This is a genomic window from Micromonospora sp. CA-259024 (assembly GCF_050936255.1).
In the GTDB taxonomy this organism is placed as follows: Bacteria; Actinomycetota; Actinomycetes; order Mycobacteriales; family Micromonosporaceae; genus Micromonospora.
The window spans coordinates 4,042,089-4,059,265 of sequence record NZ_JBNJND010000001.1 but is presented as its reverse complement, the minus strand read 5'-3'; the positions used below and the strand labels follow the sequence as shown (position 1 = coordinate 4,059,265).

General features: G+C 72.5%; 16 protein-coding genes and 1 riboswitch. Of the genes, 10 read left to right on the top strand and 6 right to left on the bottom strand.

Annotated features, from left to right (window positions below):
- On the top strand, positions 1-888 hold the full coding sequence (locus tag ACQEUX_RS17945) for a carbohydrate ABC transporter permease (RefSeq protein WP_433048761.1): 888 nt from the start codon (positions 1-3) through the stop codon (positions 886-888).
- Between the two features lie 47 nt (positions 889-935).
- Here ACQEUX_RS17945 and ACQEUX_RS17940 read toward each other — a convergent pair whose 3' ends face one another.
- The gene (locus ACQEUX_RS17940) at positions 936-1,520 is read right to left on the bottom strand and encodes an N-acetyltransferase family protein (protein ID WP_433048758.1); all 585 of its coding nucleotides are present in this window, start codon (positions 1,518-1,520) and stop codon (positions 936-938) included.
- 35 nt (positions 1,521-1,555) lie between these two features.
- Here ACQEUX_RS17940 and ACQEUX_RS17935 point away from each other — a divergent pair, with 35 nt between their 5' ends.
- The gene (locus ACQEUX_RS17935; RefSeq protein ID WP_433048755.1) at positions 1,556-2,830 is read left to right on the top strand and encodes a glycosyltransferase family 87 protein; all 1,275 of its coding nucleotides are present in this window, start codon (positions 1,556-1,558) and stop codon (positions 2,828-2,830) included.
- Here the strand turns inward: ACQEUX_RS17935 and ACQEUX_RS17930 are convergent.
- A complete protein-coding gene (locus ACQEUX_RS17930) occupies positions 2,729-3,280 on the bottom strand; it encodes an N-acetyltransferase family protein (RefSeq protein ID WP_433048752.1) in 552 nt (183 codons plus the stop codon). The two genes, ACQEUX_RS17935 and ACQEUX_RS17930, sit on opposite strands and share 102 nt — an antisense overlap.
- Positions 3,281-3,359: 79 nt before the next feature.
- Here ACQEUX_RS17930 and ACQEUX_RS17925 point away from each other — a divergent pair, with 79 nt between their 5' ends.
- The 5 genes from ACQEUX_RS17925 (at position 3,360) to ACQEUX_RS17905 (ending at position 8,809) form a co-directional block, all read left to right on the top strand.
- A complete protein-coding gene (locus ACQEUX_RS17925; protein WP_433048749.1) occupies positions 3,360-4,589 on the top strand; it encodes a winged helix-turn-helix domain-containing protein in 1,230 nt (409 codons plus the stop codon).
- Positions 4,590-4,653: 64 nt separating this feature from the next.
- Entirely contained in the window at positions 4,654-5,175 is a 522-nt protein-coding gene (locus tag ACQEUX_RS17920) for a DUF2752 domain-containing protein (protein WP_433049947.1), read from the top strand.
- A 178-nt stretch (positions 5,176-5,353) separates the two neighbouring features.
- On the top strand, positions 5,354-6,094 hold the full coding sequence (gene thyX, locus ACQEUX_RS17915) for an FAD-dependent thymidylate synthase (RefSeq protein WP_433049944.1): 741 nt from the start codon (positions 5,354-5,356) through the stop codon (positions 6,092-6,094).
- A 47-nt stretch (positions 6,095-6,141) separates the two neighbouring features.
- Positions 6,142-7,068: a 4-hydroxy-tetrahydrodipicolinate synthase gene (gene dapA, locus ACQEUX_RS17910; RefSeq protein ID WP_433048746.1), complete on the top strand. Its 927-nt coding sequence runs from the start codon at positions 6,142-6,144 to the stop codon at positions 7,066-7,068.
- A gap of 52 nt (positions 7,069-7,120) precedes the next feature.
- Entirely contained in the window at positions 7,121-8,809 is a 1,689-nt protein-coding gene (locus ACQEUX_RS17905) for a ribonuclease J (RefSeq protein ID WP_124854118.1), read from the top strand.
- A 64-nt stretch (positions 8,810-8,873) separates the two neighbouring features.
- Here ACQEUX_RS17905 and ACQEUX_RS17900 read toward each other — a convergent pair whose 3' ends face one another.
- Positions 8,874-10,541, bottom strand: a complete 1,668-nt coding sequence (locus tag ACQEUX_RS17900; RefSeq protein WP_433048741.1) for a YbjN domain-containing protein — start codon at positions 10,539-10,541, stop codon at positions 8,874-8,876.
- The gene (locus ACQEUX_RS17895; RefSeq protein ID WP_433048738.1) at positions 10,538-11,017 is read right to left on the bottom strand and encodes a YbjN domain-containing protein; all 480 of its coding nucleotides are present in this window, start codon (positions 11,015-11,017) and stop codon (positions 10,538-10,540) included. Before ACQEUX_RS17895 ends, ACQEUX_RS17900 begins: the two co-directional genes overlap by 4 nt.
- Positions 11,018-11,130: 113 nt before the next feature.
- On the opposite strand from ACQEUX_RS17895, the gene ACQEUX_RS17890 reads away from it, so the two are divergent.
- Positions 11,131-13,584 carry a DNA translocase FtsK gene (locus ACQEUX_RS17890; RefSeq protein WP_433048735.1) on the top strand — a complete coding sequence of 818 codons (2,454 nt, stop codon included), beginning with the start codon at positions 11,131-11,133 and terminating at the stop codon, positions 13,582-13,584.
- 60 nt (positions 13,585-13,644) lie between these two features.
- On the opposite strand, the gene ACQEUX_RS17885 is transcribed toward ACQEUX_RS17890, so the two are convergent.
- Together ACQEUX_RS17885 and sugE are read right to left on the bottom strand one after the other, a co-directional pair.
- Positions 13,645-13,890, bottom strand: a complete 246-nt coding sequence (locus ACQEUX_RS17885) for a hypothetical protein (protein ID WP_433048732.1) — start codon at positions 13,888-13,890, stop codon at positions 13,645-13,647.
- A gap of 82 nt (positions 13,891-13,972) precedes the next feature.
- A complete protein-coding gene (sugE, locus tag ACQEUX_RS17880) occupies positions 13,973-14,287 on the bottom strand; it encodes a quaternary ammonium compound efflux SMR transporter SugE (protein ID WP_433048729.1) in 315 nt (104 codons plus the stop codon).
- Positions 14,288-14,347: 60 nt separating this feature from the next.
- A riboswitch (guanidine-III (ykkC-III) riboswitch) is annotated at positions 14,348-14,421 on the bottom strand.
- A 91-nt stretch (positions 14,422-14,512) separates the two neighbouring features.
- Here sugE and ACQEUX_RS17875 point away from each other — a divergent pair.
- On the top strand, positions 14,513-15,436 hold the full coding sequence (locus ACQEUX_RS17875) for an ornithine cyclodeaminase family protein (RefSeq protein WP_433048726.1): 924 nt from the start codon (positions 14,513-14,515) through the stop codon (positions 15,434-15,436).
- A 138-nt stretch (positions 15,437-15,574) separates the two neighbouring features.
- On the top strand, positions 15,575-17,083 hold the full coding sequence (rimO, locus tag ACQEUX_RS17870; RefSeq protein WP_433048723.1) for a 30S ribosomal protein S12 methylthiotransferase RimO: 1,509 nt from the start codon (positions 15,575-15,577) through the stop codon (positions 17,081-17,083).
- Positions 17,084-17,177 lie beyond the last annotated feature (94 nt).

Genomic DNA, 17,177 nt, shown 5'->3' with positions numbered 1-17,177 from the left:
ATGGCCGTGCTCACCGACCGCCCGGCGGCGGCGCCCGCGCGGCGCGACCAGCGTGTGGCCCGCACCCTGGCCACCCGTTTCCTGGGGTACGCCACGCTGGTCTTCTTCGGGCTGGTGTTCCTCTACCCGTTCGTCGTCCAGATCGGCAACTCGCTCAAGACCGAGTCGGACGCGGCGGCCAACCCGCTCTCGCCGTTCCCGGACCCGCTCACGCTGGCCGGCTTCGAGCGGATCTTCGCCGGCACCAACTTCCCCCTGTGGCTGGGCAACTCGCTGCTGGTGACGGTGCTGGTCACCATCGGCCGGGTGTTCTTCGACTCGCTCGCCGGGTACGCGCTGGCCCGGCTGCGGTTCCGGGGTCGCGGCGGGCTGTTCGCCGCCGTCATCGCCGTGATGGCGGTGCCCGGGGTGGTGCTGCTGATCCCGAAGTTCCTGGTGCTCAACCAGCTCGGCATCTACAACAGCTACGCCGGTCTGGTGGTGCCGCTGCTGGCCGACGCGGCGGGCGTGTTCATCATGAAGCAGTTCTTCGAGTCGATCCCGGTGAGTGTCGAGGAGGCTGCCCGGATCGACGGGGCGAGCATCTTCCGCACCTTCTGGTCGGTGGTGCTGCCGATGGCGAAACCGGCGCTGATCACCCTGACCATCCTGTCGTTCCAGAGCTCGTGGAACGAGTTCCCGCACAGCCTCGTGTCGGTGCAGGACCCGGACCTGTTCACCCTGCCCCGCGGATTGGCCGACCTGGTCAGCGGCTCGCTCGGCAGCGGCACCCAGTACCCGCTCAAACTCGGCGCCGCGCTGCTGGCCACCATCCCCGTGGCGATCATCTTCGTGGTGTTCCAGCGGTACTTCGTCCGCGACGCCAACGACGGCTCGGACAAGGGCTGACCCGGGCCGGTGTGGCGGCTCCGGCGCGGGCCGCCATCCCGGTCAGGTCAGTCGTCCGCGGGCACCTTCTCGGTCGGGACGCCCACGTGCAGGCGTACCTGGGGCACCAGCATGTCGTCGACGTCCAGCGCGCGGGCCGCGCCGTCGGGCTCCCAACCGGTGCTGGTGAGAAACGTGCGGGTCGCCTCGTCACCCTCGAACGCCCAGGCCACCGCCCGGCTCAGGCCGTCCTCCCGCCACAGGTCGACGGTGGCGGCGAGTAGCCGGCTGCCGTGCCCGCGCCGGCCCCAGCGCGGCTCCACCAGCAGGTCGGTCACCGCGGCCACGTCCGGGCCGAGTGCGTCGGCCGGCTCGCCCGGGGCCAGCGCCTCGGCATCGGCCGGGCCGGAGGCGGCGAAGCCCACCAGATACGATTGCTCGGCCTGTTCGACGGCGACCAGCACCCGGTGCGCGCCCGAGGGCGGCTCCAGCACCGCGGCGCTCCACCGCCGGGCGAGGAACGCCTCGTCCAGGTTGTCGAGCACGTGCCGAGGCAGGATCCGGCGGTACGCGACCCGCCAGGTCGCGAGCTGGATGCGTGCGATCTCGCCGGCGTCCTCGGGACGCGCCGGGCGGACGTACCCGAGAGCCATGGGACGGAAGCCTACGCAGGGCCAGGGAGGCGACGGTGGCGCAGGGTGCCAACAGGACGACCGCGCAGGTCGTCGGGGTGGTGGTGCTCGCCGCGGCGGTCACCGCGTTCCTCGCCGTCGCGGCGGTACGGCACGGCTTCTTCGACCTGAAGGTCTACTACGGCGCGTTGACGTGGTGGGTGCACGACGGCGGGGAGATCTACGACTACCTCAAGCCGGGCACCCAGTACGGCTTCACCTATCCGCCGTTCGCCGCGCTGGTCATGTTGCCGATGGCGTACCTGCCGTGGTCGGCCGCGATCGTGGTGAGCGTCCTCGCCAGCGTGGTCACCACCACTGTGCTGATCTGGTGGCTGGTCGACCCGATCGCCCGGCGCGCCGGTTGGACCCGGTGGTTCGCCCTCGCCGTGGCACTCTGCCTGGCCGCCGCGTTCGAGCCGATGCGGGAGACGATCAACTTCGGCCAGGTCAACACGTTGCTGCTCTTCCTGGTGGCGGTGGATCTGCTGCGGCTGCTGCCGGCCGGCAACCGGTGGGCCGGGGTCGGCATCGGGCTCGCCACCGCGATCAAACTGACCCCGGGCGTGTTCATCGTCTACCTGTTGGTGACCGGGCGCTGGCGGGCGGCGCTCACCGCCAGCGGCACGGCTGCCGGCGTGTCACTGCTGGCCGGCGCGCTCTTCCCCGACGCGTCCCGGGAATTCTGGACCGAGGCGCTGTGGAACACCGGGCGGGTGGGCGAGCTGGCCTTCGTCTCCAACCAGTCGCTGCGCGGGGTGGTCGCCCGGCTCGACCCGCAGCACCCGAGCACCCTGCTCTGGCTGCTGCTGGTGCTCGGCACCCTGGCGCTCTGGGCCTGGCGGTCGCGGGCCGCCGTCGCCGCTGGCGACGAGGCGACCGGTCTGGCGCTGACCGGCGCGGTGATGTGTCTGGTCAGCCCGGTCACCTGGGTGCACCACCTGGTGTGGCTGCTGCCCGCGCTGATCCTCCTGGTCGACAACGCCATGGCCGCGCCGGCCAGCCGCCGACGGCGGGTGCTGCTGGTCGCCGCGACCATCGGGTACGCGCTGCTGATCAGCCGGGCCGTCTGGTTCTGGGAGAAGGACTTCACCGGCGTCGACGGCTTCCTGGGCAGCAACACCTACGTGTGGATCAGCCTGGCGCTGCTGGCCTTCCTGCCGATCCGCCGGTGGCTGGGGCCGGGCGGGTCAGTCGCCGAGGCGACCGGCGTACCGCAGCTCGACGAGCCCGACCGGCGGGCTCCCGCCGGTGAGCGGCACCTGGTAGGTCGACCGCTCACCGTCCGGTGACAGCCCGGCCCGCTCGCAGAACCGGCGGGCCCGCCGGTTCTCGGCCAGCACCCACCCCCGGTAATCGGTCCAGCCCCGCTCGCTGAGCCCGGCCCGGGCGGCGGCCAGCAGTGCGGCGGCGGTCCCGTCACCCCAGCAGGCCGGCTCCACGTAGAGCGCCACCACCTCGCCGACGGTCGGGTCCAGGTCGTCCCGGTCCTGGTTGCGGCGGTACGGCCCGAAGGTGGTGAAGCCGACGACCAACCCGTCCACCTCGCCGAGCAGGGTGGTGAACGGGTGCTCCGGATCGGCGGTGCCGACGTCGCGACGGCGTTGCGCCCAGGCCAGCACGTTCAACCGCCCGAGCACCTCGTCCGGCATGAAGCCCGCGTAGCCCGCCTGCCAGCCGTGCACGTGCACCCGGGCGACCGCCTCGGCGTCGTCCGGCTCCTCCCGGCGGATGGTCAGCATTGCACCGTTCTATGCCCCGATAGCCGTCGCGTCCAGCTTCCCGCACCGGCGTCGTACCGATGAATTAAGGTCGCCGACGATGACCGCACCGGAATCACTCTCGCTCGCCCAGGCCCGCCGGGTGGCGCTCGCCGCCCAGGGCTTCGCCGACCCGGCGCCGGCCGGCGTGCCCACCCGCCGGCATCTGCGCCGGGTGCTCGACCGGGTCGGGTTGATCCAGATGGACTCGGTCAACGTGCTGCAACGCGCGCACTACCTACCTCTGTACAGCCGGCTCGGGCCCTACCCGACCACGCTGCTCGACCAGGCCGCGTACCGCCGCCCGCGTGAGCTGTTCGAATACTGGGGCCACGAGGCGTCGCTGGTCCCGGTCGAGTTGCACCCGACGCTGCGCTGGCGGATGGCCCGGGCGCACACCGAATCCTGGGGTGGTATGCGGCGGATCGCCCAGGAGCAACCGGAGCTGGTCGCCTGGGTCCGCGACGAGGTGGCCGCCCGGGGGCCGCTGACCGCTGCCGAGATCGAGCACGACGCACCCCGGGAGACCGGCAACTGGGGGTGGAACTGGTCGGCGGTCAAGCGGGCGCTGGAGTTCCTGTTCTGGGCCGGGGAGGTGGCCGCAGCGGAGCGCAGCACCTCGTTCGCCCGCCGCTACGACCTGCCCGAGCGGGTGCTGCCCCCGGCGGTGCTGGCCGCGCCCACCCCGACCGACGCCGAGGCGTACCGCACGCTGGTGGCCCTTGCCGCGCGGTCGCTCGGGGTGGCCGCCGAGCCGGAGCTGCGCGACTACTTCCGGCTGCCGCTGGCCGGCGCCCGGCAGGCCATCGCGGAGTTGGCCGAGGCCGGTGAGCTGGTGCCGGTCACCGTGGCCGGCTGGCGCCAGCCGGCGTGGCTGCACGCGTCCGCCCGGCTGCCCCGGTGGATTCGGGGCAACACCCTGGTCAGCCCCTTCGACCCGCTGATCTGGGAACGTGCTCGCACCGAGCGGCTGTTCGACTTCACCTACCGGATCGAGATCTACGTCCCGGCGCCACAGCGGGTCTACGGCTACTACGTGTTGCCGTTTCTCCAGGGTGACCGGTTCACCGCCCGGGTCGACCTGAAGGCCGATCGCAAGGCCGGGGTGCTGCTGGTGCCGGCCGCGTGGGTCGAGCCGGGCGCCGACCAGGGGGAGACCGCCATAGCGCTCGCCGCCGAGCTGTACCGGCTCGCCGGCTGGCTGGGGCTGAGCGCGGTGGCACCGCCCGCGGCGGGCGACCTGGCCGGTCCGCTCACCGCCGCGTTGGCCGGCGTGTCCGGTGTACCGTGAGCGTGTGACGAGCGCTCCCGGACCGGTCGACCAGCCGCAGCCCGCTCCCGGGGCGGTCCACACGGTGCCGGCGGATGTCGCCGGCGCCGGTCCGGCCGGCTGGCCGACGACCCCGCCGGGTGGCTACGCGGCGCCCGAGCCGGACCGGCTCACCCGGTTCGTGCTGCGGCTGTACGACCGTTCGCCGCGCTGGGCGGTGCCGCTGGCCGCACTCGGCTGCGTCGGTCTCGGCATGGGCTACGCGCTGCTCAGCAATCCGACCCACGCCGACCCCGACGCCGCGCCGACCTGTCTGCTCAAGCTGACCACCGGCCTGGACTGCCCGGGCTGCGGTGGCACCCGGGCACTCTGGTACGTGCTGCACGGCGACCTGCCGGCCGCCGCCCGGCATCACTTCCTGTTCGTCTTCGCGCTGCCGTTCCTGGCGTACCTCTTCGTGGCCTGGGCGGGAAACCAGGCGTTCGGTTGGCGACTGCCGGAGCTGCGGATCAGCTCGAAGGTCATCGGTGGTTTCCTGGCCGCGTGGCTCGCCTTCTCGGTGCTGCGCAATCTGCCCTGGGCGCCGTTCACCTCGCTCTACGTCTGAGCGACCGGTCCGACGCCGCGCTGCGCCGGTTCGCCCGCCCCGACGCCGGCTACCCCAGGCCTCGACCCACGTCTCCGGGCATCGACGGCTTCGCCGCCGCGAGTGATCGACATTGCACGGGGCGCGCCTGAGTTGGGCCGGGAGGTGCTCCGCCACTACAGTCCCAGGAATGCCGGAGATGGTGCAGCCCCAGGTCAAGTTGATCGCGTGGACCCAGTTCGCGGCCCCGGACGACGTGCCGTGGTCGACCGACGCGGAGGGTGGCCAGGCGCTCGCCGAGTTCGCCGGCCGGGCCTGCTACCAGTCGTGGAAGAAGCCGAACCCGGCGACCGCCACCAACGCCGGCTACCTGGCGCACATCCTCGAGGTCGGGCACCTCTCGGTGCTGGAGCACGGTTCGGTGACCTTCTACTTCACCGGGGTGTCCCGTTCCTTCACCCACGAGCTGATCCGGCACCGGCACTTCTCGTACTCCCAACTGTCCCAGCGCTACGTCCCGGAGCGGGACGCGGCCATGGTCGAGCCAGCGGTCATCGCCGACGACCCGGAGCTGCACAAGAAGTTCGTGGAGGCCGCCGAGGCGAGCGTTCGGGCGTACACCGAGTTGTTGGAGGGCCTCGAGCAGCGCTTCTCCGACGAGCCGAACCCGACGCTGCGCCGCAAGCAGGCCCGGCAGGCGGCCCGGGCGGTGCTGCCCAACGCCACCGAGACCCGGATCGTGGTCACCGGCAACTACCGGGCCTGGCGGCACTTCATCGCGATGCGGGCCACCGAGCACGCCGACGTGGAGATCCGTGAGCTGGCCGTGGAATGCCTGCGCCAGCTGCAGGGGGTAGCCCCGAACGTGTTCGCCGACTTCGTGATCTCCACGCTGCCGGACGGCACCGAGATCGCGGCCAGCCCGCACGAGGCGTCCTGAGCCCTTCCCCGGCGGGCCCCGGCTGGTCGTCCGCTAGGTTGGAGGGTATGACGCACGACCACCTCGACGCCGCGGCCCGACCGGTGTCCCGCCCCTTCGGCCGGATGCTCACGGCCATGGTGAGTCCGTTCACCCCCGACGGCTCGCTCGACCTCGACGGCGCCGCCCAACTGGCGACCCACCTGGTCGACGAGCAGGGCAACGACGCGCTGGTGGTCAACGGCACCACCGGCGAGTCGCCCACCACCACCGACGCGGAGAAGGAACGCCTGATCCGGGCCGTCGTGGAGGCCGTCGGTGACCGCGCCAAGGTGGTCGCCGGAGTCGGCACCAACGACACCCGGCACACCATCGAACTGGCCTCGGCCGCCGAGAAGGCCGGCGCGCAGGGTCTGCTGGTGGTCACCCCGTACTACAACAAGCCACCGCAGAGCGGGCTGCTGCGGCACTTCACCGCCGTGGCCGACGCCACCGGCCTGCCGGTGATGCTGTACGACATCCCACACCGCTCCGGCGTGCCGATCGAGACCGAGACGCTGGTCCGGCTCGCCGAACACGGCCGGATCGTCGCGGTCAAGGACGCCAAGGGCGACCTGACCGCCACCAGCTGGGTGACCAGCCGGACCGCCCTCGCCTTCTACTGCGGCGAGGACGCCCTCACCCTGCCGGCGCTGGCCGTCGGATCCGTGGGCGTGGTCGGCACCTCGACGCACTTCACCGGGGCGTTGACCGCACAGATGATCGAGGCGTACGACGCGGGGGACATGCCGGCCGCGCTCGCCCTGCACCAGCGGCTGCTGCCGCTGTTCACCGGCGTCTTCCGCACCCAGGGCACCATCCTGGTGAAGGCGGGCCTGGCGTCGCTGGGCCTGCCGGCCGGCCCGGTGCGACCCCCACTCGTGGACGCCACCAACGACGAGATCGCCCAGCTGCGCGCGGACTTCGCGGCAGCGGGCCTGGAGCTACCCGAATGATCGAACGACACGATGGGCGCCGAGTGACGGCGTCGCAGAATGAGGTGGACGCGTGACCGAGGCGCACATCGAGGCGGAACTACCCCCGCCGCTGCCGGAAGGTGGCCTGCGGATCATCCCGCTCGGCGGGCTCGGCGCCATCGGTCGGAACATGACCGTCTTCGAGTACGACGGCAAGCTGCTGATCGTCGACTGCGGGGTCCTGTTCCCCGACGTCGAGCAGCCGGGTGTGGACCTGATCCTGCCCGATTTCGGCCCGATCCTGGACCGGCTGGCCGACGTCCAGGCGATCGTGCTGACCCACGGCCACGAGGACCACATCGGCGCGGTGCCCTACCTGCTCGCCCACAAGCCCGACATTCCGCTGGTCGGCTCACAGTTCACCCTCGCGCTGGTCGAGGCGAAGTTGGCCGAGCGGCGGATCCAGCCGTACACGCTGACCGTGCGGGAAGGCGGCCGCGAGCGGCTCGGCCCGTTCGAGTGTGAGTTCTTCGCGGTCAACCACTCGATCCCGGACGCCCTCGCGGTGGCCATCCGCACCCCCGCGGGTCTGGTGCTGCACACCGGCGACTTCAAGATGGACCAGCTTCCACTGGACGGTCGGATCACCGACCTGGCCGGCTTCGCCCGGCTCGGCGCCGAGGGCGTCGACCTGCTGCTGTCCGACTCCACCAACGCGGAGATCCCCGGCTTCGTCACCCCGGAGCGGGAGATCGGGCCGGTGCTCGACTCGATCTTCGCGAAGGCGAAGGGCCGGATCATCGTGGCCTCGTTCGCCTCGCACGTGCACCGGGTGCAGCAGGTCTTCGACTCCGCCGCGGAGCACGGCCGCAAGGTGGCGCTGATCGGTCGGTCGATGGTCCGCAACATGGGCATCGCCCGGGACCTCGGTCTGCTCAACATCCCGGCCGGCCTGGTCATCGGGATCGAGGAGGCGACCACGCTGCCACCGGAGCAGATCGTGCTGATGTCCACCGGGTCGCAGGGTGAGCCGATGAGCGCGCTGGGCCGGATGGCCAGCGGTGACCACCGGCACATCACCATCGCCCCGGGCGACACCGTCGTGCTGGCCTCCTCGCTGGTGCCCGGCAACGAGACCTCGGTCTACCGGGTGATCAACCGGCTGGCCCGGGCCGGCGCGGTGGTCGTGCACAAGGACGTGGCCAAGGTGCACGTCTCCGGGCACGCCCCCGCCGGAGAGCTGCTCTACCTGCTCAACGTGGTCCGGCCCAGCAACCTGATGCCCGTGCACGGCGAATGGCGCCACCTGCGCGCCCACGCCCGGCTCGGCATCGAATCCGGGGTCGCCGCCGACCGGGTGGTGATCTGCGAGGACGGCGACGTGGTCGACCTCGTCGAGGGCCGCGCCAGCCTGGTCGGGCACGTGAAGAGCCGGTACGTCTACGTGGACGGCCTCGCCGTCGGTGACGTCAGCGAGTCGCTGCTCACCGAACGGCGGATCCTCGGTGACGGCGGTTTCATCGCCACCACAGTCGTCGTCGACTCGGTCACCGGCAAGGTGGTCGCCGGTCCGACGCTGTCCGCGAAGGGCTTCTCCGAGGACCCGGAGGCGTTCAACCCGGTGGTCCCGCTGGTCACCGAGGCGCTCAACCGGGCCGCTGCGGACGGCATCACCGACCCGCACCAGCTCCAGCAGATCGTCCGGCGGACCGTGGGGCGGTGGGTCAACGACAAGTACCGTCGTCGGCCGATGATCGTGCCCACCGTCGTCGAGGTCTGAGCAACTCCCGCTGACGCCGGTCCACCCGAACGGGGTGGGCCGGCGTCGCCGCGTCCGGGGCGCGTCAGGGCAACGCGGCGACAGCCTCGGCGTACGCGACGCCGGTGGTGATGGCGGCGTCCACCAGCACCATGAGCTGCGCCGGGGCCACCCCGTGCGCCAGGTCGGTGGCGACGTCGCCGGCCAGCACCAACTCCTCGCCGAGGTCGTGCGCGTACGCCTTGGGCAGCAGCCGGTCGTGGTTCCAGGCGTTGCAGAAGGCGTACGCCTCGGAGCGGCGGGCCACCGGCAGCCGGCGGGCGGCCATGGCGCGGGCGTGCAGCACCTCGCCGCGCTCACCGGCCCGCCGGAACTGGATCACCGCGCCATCCCAGTGGCCGACCACCGTGGCGTCCTCGTCGACCAGGTACCGGTCGCCGCGCTGGTCCAGCACCGCGGTGATCATCTCGAGGGTCAACGCCGCCAGCTCCCGCTCGTCCAACCCGGCCCCATCGTCGGCCCGGTCGGTGTCGGGCTCGTCGGGTACGTCGTCGGCGGGCAGTGGAACCGGTGCCGTGAGCGGGCGCTCGGCGAGCCAGGCGGCCATCCGTCCCGAGTGGTGGCCGGTGCCGTTGCGGGCATCGAAGCTGCCGGCCAGCTCGCTGGCCACTCCGAGCAGCAGCGCGCCGAGTGTGTCCACGTCCAGCTTGGTGGCCGGCCGCTCGCCGTACGCCGGGCGCGGCATCGCCCGGCCGACCAGCCCGGCCTCCACCGCCAGCCCGCAGACGAGCGCCCCGGCGGCGGCGAACTCCATGGCGGCGAGGTCGTCGGTCGGCCGGTCCAGCCGGGGCAACTGCTCGGCCAGGATGGTCAGCCCGCGTTCCAGGTGCCCGCCCAGCGCGCAGAACCGCAGGTGCGCGGCGAGATGCGGGAACGCCGCGCGTTCGCGCCGGTGCCGGCGGTACGCCCGCACGTGTGCCGCCGCCGCCCGTTCCGGCTCGCCGGCGCGGAGTGCGGGCAACAGACCGGCGGCCAGATCCCGTTCGGGCTGGTCGGTACAGGCATCCGGGTCGCCGTCGGACTCTCGCAGTTCGGTGAGCGCGGCTCGCCACTCGCCCCAGCCGGCCAGCAGCTCCGCGCGCCGGGCCGAGGCGCAGCCCGGGCAGCCGCCGGCCGGGCCGGGCCGCTTCCCGGACCACCGCTCGTACCAGTGGCGGGCGGTGGGCTCGTCGCCGAGGTGGTCGGCGATGCGGCAGTGCAGCTCCGCGACGGTCGGCGCGTCCGGACCGTCTCCGCCGACCCGGTGGGCCAGGTCGTGGAGCAGGGACCGGGTCTGGTCCAGCCCGATCCGAGGGGTGCCGAGCAGCGCCTCCACCGCGTACCGCTGGTAGCGCAGCAGCAGTGTGGCCTCGGCGTCGGTGAGCAGCTCGGGCCGGTGGTCGGCGGCGGCCCGGCACCGTCGGACCGGCTCGACCAGGCGCCACCGTTCCCCATGCAGCAGGTACGCCTCGATCAGCGCGAACCGTGCGTCCACCCCGGACCGGACGTCCCCGGCCGCGTCCGCGCGTTCGGCGAGCCGCTCCAGCGCCACCTGCCGGGCCGGCCCGTCGGGCAGGTCCCGGGCGTCGGCGAGCGCGGCGTTCAGTGCCGGCAGGCGGCCTTCGCCGAGTCGGTCGACCGGACCGGCGTGCGGCGCGTCGGGGTGGTCCGTCCGGTCGGTGCGGCGGCCGGTGAACTCGTCCCGCCCGGTCACGACGGCACCGCACCGGGCAGCCGACGGACCGCCACGGCGAGCTGGCAACCGGTGGAGATGCCGCAGTCGAGCAGTTGGTCGAGCTGGTGCGGGGTCACCCCGCGTTCCAGATCGGTGATCACCTCGCCGTAGACCCGGGCCCGGCCGTCGTCGTCGACGTGCACGAACGCCTTGGGCCAGAGCCGGTCGTGGTTCCACGAGTTGCAGAACGCGTACAGGGCCGGCACCTGCTCGATCCCAAAGGTGGGCGCGACCATGGTGCGAACCTGGAGCAGCTCGCCGTCCCCGCCGAGGCGGAGGAACCAGATCATGTTGTCGTCGAACTGGCCCACCAGCTCGCCGTCCACGGTCATTCCGACGGACCGGCCGCGGGCGGCGAGGACCGCGGCGACCAGTTCGCCTGTCAGTGGACGCAGGACGCCAGGGTGCCCGGCCAGCGGATCGTCCGGATCGCCCGCGATTTCCGGCGACGCCATGGGGCATCCCTTCTGAGGCGGATATCACGACCGGCGGCGGGGTCCGTGTTGCGACGCGCGGACACGACCCTTAAAAGCGGGGATCTGCCCGGCCCCACCGTTACCGTGACTCTATGGCGGGCCGTACCTCTCAGGCGAGCCGGCGGCGCGGCGCGTCGCCGCGCGGTGGCACCAACAGTCGTGCCCGTCAACCGGCGAAGAAGACCCGGGCGCCGGTCCGGCGTCGCACCGCGCCCGCCCGGCCCGGCCCGGCCGTCTACGTGGGCCGCGCGGTCGGAGCACTGTGGATGGGCCTGGCGCACGGGATGGGCTGGGCGGTGCGGGCCGCCGGCCGGCAGGCCGCCTCGGCCCGCGACCTCGACCCGGAGCACCGCCGCGACGGTGCCGGCCTGCTGATGTTCGGGCTCGCCCTGCTCAGCGCCGTCGCGCTCTGGTTCTCCGGAGCCGGTCCGGTGGGCGCGCGACTGGCCGACTCGATCCGGCTGTTCCTGGGCGCCATCTCGGTGGTCGTCCCGGTGCTGCTGATGATCGGGGCGTGGCGGCTGATGCGTCAGCCGGCGGATCCGGCGCACCGGGGCCGCGGGCTGATCGGCTGGGGCTCACTGCTGGTGTCGACGGCCGCGCTGCTCCAGATCGGTCAGGACCCGGCCGACCCGCTGCAGCGTGACTTCGCGGGCGGCCTGGTCGGCGCGGGCATCGGCGGGCTGCTGGAGCGGGCGGTGACCGCCTGGGTGGCGGTTCCGCTGCTGATCCTGTTGCTGCTCTTCGGTCTGCTCGTGGTGACCGCGACGCCGATCAACAAGATCCCCGAGCGGCTGGGCCTGCTGGCCGGCGGGCTGGTCGCCGCACCGGAGACCGCCGAGGAGGCGGACGAGCCGGCCAAGCCGGCGCGCAGACGACCGGCGAAGCGGATGCCGTCGCCACTGGACCCGGACGACTTCGAGGACCTGGAGGGCGCGGACCTCCAGGAGACGATGGTGCTGCCGCGCAAGGCGCCGTCGAAGGTGCCGGCGAGCCGCAAGCCGCCGGTCGAGCCGCCGGAGCACTCGCCCGCCCCGACCCGGGCCGAACAACTCGCGTTGACCGGGTTGGCCGGGGACTACACCCTGCCGCCGGCCAACATGCTCAGCGCCGGTGCCGCCGCGAAGACCCGCAGCAAGGCCAACGACGAGGTGATCGCCGCACTGACCGGCGTGTTCGACCAGTTCGATGTGGACGCCGCAGTCACCGGCTTCACCCGCGGCCCGACCGTCACCCGGTACGAGGTGGAGTTGGGGCACGGCGTCAAGGTCGAACGGATCACCCAGCTGTCCCGCAACATCGCGTACGCGGTGAAGTCACCGGACGTGCGGATCCTCAGCCCGATCCCGGGCAAGAGCGCGGTCGGCGTGGAGATCCCGAACACCGACCCGGAGAACGTCGCTCTCGGCGACGTGCTGCGTTCGCGGGCGGCGACCAGCGACCACCATCCGATGGTGGTGGCCCTCGGTAAGGACATCGAGGGTGGCTACGTGGTGGCCAACCTCGCCAAGATGCCGCACATCCTCATCGCTGGCGCCACCGGCGCGGGTAAGTCGAGCTGCCTCAACACTCTGCTGGTGTCCATCCTCACCCGGGCCACCCCGGACGAGGTGCGGCTGCTGCTGATCGACCCGAAGCGGGTCGAGATGACCGGCTACGAGGGCATTCCGCACCTGGTCACCCCGATCGTGACCAACGCGAAGAAGGCCGCCGACTCGCTGGACTGGGTGGTCCGCGAGATGGACATGCGCTACGACGACCTCGCCGCCAACGGGGTCCGGCACATCGACGACTTCAACCGCAAGGTGCGCAACGGTGAGATCAAGGCTCCGCCGGGCAGCGAACGGGAGATGCGGCCGTACCCGTACCTGTTGGTGATCGTGGACGAGCTGGCCGACCTGATGATGGTCGCGCCGCGCGACGTGGAGGACTCGGTCGTCCGGATCACCCAGCTGGCCCGGGCCGCCGGCATCCACCTGGTGTTGGCGACCCAGCGCCCCTCGGTCGACGTGGTGACCGGTCTGATCAAGGCGAACGTACCGTCCCGGCTGGCGTTCGCCACCTCCTCGCTCGCGGACTCGCGGGTCATCCTCGACCAGCCGGGCGCCGAGAAGCTGCTCGGCCGTGGTGACGGGCTGTTCCTGCCGATGGGCGCCTCCAAGCCGGTGCGGATCCAGGGTGCCTGGGTCACCGAGCGGGAAATCGCCGACGTGGTGAAGTTCTGCAAGGACCAGCGGGAGCCGGAGTTCCGCAAGGACGTACTGGCCCCCGCGCAGGAGAACAAGAAGAAGATCGACGAGGACATCGGCGACGACCTCGACCTGTTGGTGCAGGCGGTGGAACTGGTGGTCACCTCGCAGTTCGGCTCGACCTCGATGCTTCAGCGCAAGCTGCGGGTCGGTTTCGCGAAGGCGGGCCGACTGATGGACCTGATGGAGACCCGTGGCGTGGTCGGGCCGTCCGAGGGGTCGAAGGCGCGTGACGTGCTGGTCAAGCCGGACGAGCTGGACGAGGTCCTGGTCGGCCTGCGCGGCGACGGGGACTGACCGGGCCCGGAGCGCAGAACGGGCCCGCCGGAGTCCGGCGGGCCCGTGATCGTGGGGCGGTCAGTTGTTGATCAACGCGGCGACGACCACCACACCGATGATCGCGGCGACGACGCTGGCCGCGGCGGCGTACCAGCCCAGCGGCTTGTCGCCCAGAACGGCGCCGACGATGCCCGCGATGACGCCGAGCACGCCGAAGATGATCGGGCTGAGCAGCAGGGCGAGGACCGCGAAGACGAAGCCCACGATGGTGAGGATCCGGGCGGCGTTGCTGCGGGGACGGGCGGTGCTCGGCATGTCGGCCATGTCTTCCTCCTGGTGAGAGCCGCTGGTGACGGATCGATGACTACCCACTGTGCGTGCTCACCACTCGTGCCGGTGCGGCTCTTCAGTGGAAGATCTTCAAACCGATCACACCCGCGACCACCAGCGACAGGCACAGGATGCGGGGCAGGCTCGCCGACTCGCCGAGCGCCAGCATGCCGATCAGGGCGGTGCCGACCGCGCCGATGCCGACCCAGACCGCGTACCCGGTGCCGACCGGGATCTCCCGCAGCGCGTACGACAGCCCGGCCATGCTCAGGACCAGGGTCACCACGAACACCACCGACGGGACCAGTCGGCTGAAGCCGGCGCTGCGGTCCAGGGCGATCGCCCAGGCGGTCTCCAGCAGTCCTGAGATCACCAACACCAGCCAGGCCATCGTCCACCTCACGGAGAGCGCCCGGGCTGCCGCGCCGGGACGAGTCGAGTCTGCACGTCACGCGGGGCGTCTTGGCCTGACCGGGTACGCCCACCACTCGTCCGGAGCGGCCACGGGCATCCGAGGGCCACCGACGCCGACGCTAGCACCGGGCCCGGGGCGGCGCGGTGACTCCCGCCACGACCCGTTGACCTCTACCTCACTTCAACTTGCACTATGGCGGCCATGACCCTGCTCTACGCCGATCCCGAGGTCGCCGCCGTGCTGGACGCCGCCACCACGGTCGACGCCATGCGCGCCGCCCTGGTGGCCGCGTACGAGGGACGCCTGGTCGCCCCGCCCCGGACCGCCGCCCCGCTGGGCGGTGGGCGGATGGTGCTCACCGCCGGGCACCTGGTGGGTGAGTGGTACGGCTTCCGCTCGTACGACACCTTCGGCCACCCGCAGGGCGACCAACTGGTGGTGCTGCACGACGCGCGAACCGGGGCGATCCGGGCGGTCGCGGTCGGCGAGGAGTTGGGCTCCCGTCGTACCGGAGGGCTGGGTGGCCTGGCCGTCGACGCGCTGGCCCGCCCGGACGCGGCCACCCTCGGAGTGATCGGCTCCGGCCGGCAGGCGTGGACCCAGGTCTGGGCCACCGCCGCGGTCCGCCCGTTGCGCGAGGTGCTGGTGCACAGCCGCTCCGCCGCGCGGCGGGACGCCTTCGCCGCCCGGGTCCGCGCCGAGCTGGGCGTGCCGGCCCGCGCGGTGACCGAGCCGGCCTCGGCCGTGGCAGGGCGGGACCTGGTGGTGCTCGCGACCACCAGCCCGACGCCGGTGCTCCACGCCGCCGACCTCAGCCCCGGCACGCACGTCAACGCGGTCGGCTTCAAACAGCGCGACCGCAGCGAGTTCGGCACCGACCTGCTGGACGCCGCCGACCTGCTGGTCACCGACTCGCCGGCCCAGGCGGCGGACTACCAGCCACCGATGCTCGCGGCCACACCCCCGTACGCCGGACGGTTGCGGGACCTCGGTGGCATCCTGGCCGGCGCGGTCTCCGGCCGGACCACCGCGGACCAGATCTCCGTCTTCTGCTCCACCGGCCTGGCCGGCACCGAGGTGTTCCTCCTCGACGCGCTGACCCGGGTGGCCGCCACCGCTCGCTGACCGAACGCGGGCGGGACTGACCGAACAGCGCCAGGCCGGCCGGCCTCCATTCGGAGCCGTACAGCACAGCGGGGCGGGCTGACAGGCGCTCGGCCAGCCCGCGTGCGTGGGCTTCCCCGGCAGGCCCGGTACCCTCGGATGGTGTCTGCCACCGCTCCTTCTCCTTCTGACAACGCCCAGGGCCGTCGTGTCGCCCTGCTCACCCTGGGCTGTGCCCGCAACGAGGTCGACTCGGAGGAGCTGGCCGCCCGGCTGCACGCCGACGGTTGGCAGGTGACCACCGACGGCGAGGGCGCCGACGTGGTGGTCGTCAACACCTGCGGCTTCGTGGAGAAAGCCAAGCAGGACTCCATCCAGACCCTGCTCGCCGCCGCCGAGACCGGCGCCAAGGTGATCGCCGCCGGCTGCATGGCCGAGCGGTACGGCCGGGAGCTGGCCGACAGCCTGCCCGAGGCGCAGGCGGTGCTGAGCTTCGACGACTACCCGGACATCGCCGCCCGACTGAACGCGGTCGTCGCCGGCGAGCAGATCACCGCGCACACCCCCCGGGACCGGCGTGAGCTGCTGCCGCTGACCCCGGTGAAGCGGCGTGACAGCGGGGTGTCGTTGCCCGGGCACGGCACCGTCGTGCGCGCCGCCGTCGACACCGATGAGCACACCCCGGCGCACCTGCGCCAGGTGCTGCGCCGCCGGCTGGACACCGGCCCGGTCGCCTCGCTGAAGCTGGCCAGCGGCTGCGACCGCCGCTGTGCGTTCTGCGCCATCCCCGCCTTCCGTGGGGCGTTCGTCTCGCGTACCCCGGACGAGCTGCTCGCCGAGGCGGAGTGGCTGGCCAAGACCGGCGTACGGGAGCTGGTGCTGGTCAGCGAGAACTCCACCTCCTACGGCAAGGACCTGGGTGACCCCCGGGCGCTGGAGAAGCTGCTGCCGCAGCTCGCCGCGGTGACCGGCATCGTCCGCGTACGGGCGAGCTACCTCCAGCCGGCCGAGACCCGGCCCGGGCTGGTCGAGGCGATCGCCAACACCCCGGGCGTGGCCCCCTACTTCGACCTGTCGTTCCAGCACTCCAGCGAGCCGGTGCTGCGCCGGATGCGGCGTTTCGGCTCGACCGACCGGTTCCTGGAGCTGCTGGCGAGTGCCCGTGCGCTGGCCCCGGATGCGGGCGCCCGGAGCAACTTCATCGTCGGCTTCCCCGGCGAGACCCGTGCCGACGTCGACGAACTGGTCCGGTTCCTGACCGAGGCTCGGCTCGACGCGATCGGCATGTTCGACTACAGCGACGAGGACGGCACCGAAGCCGCCGGGCTGCCCGGCAAGGTCTCCGCCGCGACGATCAAGCGGCGCTACGACCGGCTCAGCGCGCTCGCCGACGAGCTCTGCTCGCAGCGGGCTGAGGACCGGCTCGGCTCGACCGTCGAGGTGCTGGTCGACTCGATCGTCGACGGCGTGGTGGAGGGCCGGGCGGCGCACCAGGCGCCGGAGGTGGACGGCTCCACCACCCTGGTCGCCCCGGCCGAGGGCGGGGTCGATCTGGCCGCGTTGCGCCCGGGTGACCTGGTTCGCGCGACGGTGACCGGAACCGAAGGGGTGGACCTGCTGGCCGTGCCGGATGAGATGATCTCGGCGGCGCCCGGCGCGGCACGGTGACGGCGGGCCCGAGCGGAGCGGGGGAGCCAGGTGGTGCGGTGCCGGGAACGCCACGGCGGCCCGAGCGGAGTGAGGCGATGACCGGCGCGACGGA

Excerpts from the sequence above, each read along its gene's own strand:
- ACQEUX_RS17945 (WP_433048761.1), top strand. The coding sequence starts at position 1 with ATGGCCGTGCTCACCGACCGCCCGGCGGCGGCGCCCGCGCGGCGCGAC.
- ACQEUX_RS17940 (WP_433048758.1), bottom strand. The coding sequence starts at position 1,520 with ATGGCTCTCGGGTACGTCCGCCCGGCGCGTCCCGAGGACGCCGGCGAG.
- ACQEUX_RS17930 (WP_433048752.1), bottom strand. The coding sequence starts at position 3,280 with ATGCTGACCATCCGCCGGGAGGAGCCGGACGACGCCGAGGCGGTCGCC.
- ACQEUX_RS17925 (WP_433048749.1), top strand. The coding sequence starts at position 3,360 with ATGACCGCACCGGAATCACTCTCGCTCGCCCAGGCCCGCCGGGTGGCG.
- thyX (WP_433049944.1), top strand. The coding sequence starts at position 5,354 with ATGGTGCAGCCCCAGGTCAAGTTGATCGCGTGGACCCAGTTCGCGGCC.
- dapA (WP_433048746.1), top strand. The coding sequence starts at position 6,142 with ATGACGCACGACCACCTCGACGCCGCGGCCCGACCGGTGTCCCGCCCC.
- ACQEUX_RS17895 (WP_433048738.1), bottom strand. The coding sequence starts at position 11,017 with ATGGCGTCGCCGGAAATCGCGGGCGATCCGGACGATCCGCTGGCCGGG.
- ACQEUX_RS17890 (WP_433048735.1), top strand. The coding sequence starts at position 11,131 with ATGGCGGGCCGTACCTCTCAGGCGAGCCGGCGGCGCGGCGCGTCGCCG.
- ACQEUX_RS17885 (WP_433048732.1), bottom strand. The coding sequence starts at position 13,890 with ATGGCCGACATGCCGAGCACCGCCCGTCCCCGCAGCAACGCCGCCCGG.
- sugE (WP_433048729.1), bottom strand. The coding sequence starts at position 14,287 with ATGGCCTGGCTGGTGTTGGTGATCTCAGGACTGCTGGAGACCGCCTGG.
- ACQEUX_RS17875 (WP_433048726.1), top strand. The coding sequence starts at position 14,513 with ATGACCCTGCTCTACGCCGATCCCGAGGTCGCCGCCGTGCTGGACGCC.
- rimO (WP_433048723.1), top strand. The coding sequence starts at position 15,575 with ATGGTGTCTGCCACCGCTCCTTCTCCTTCTGACAACGCCCAGGGCCGT.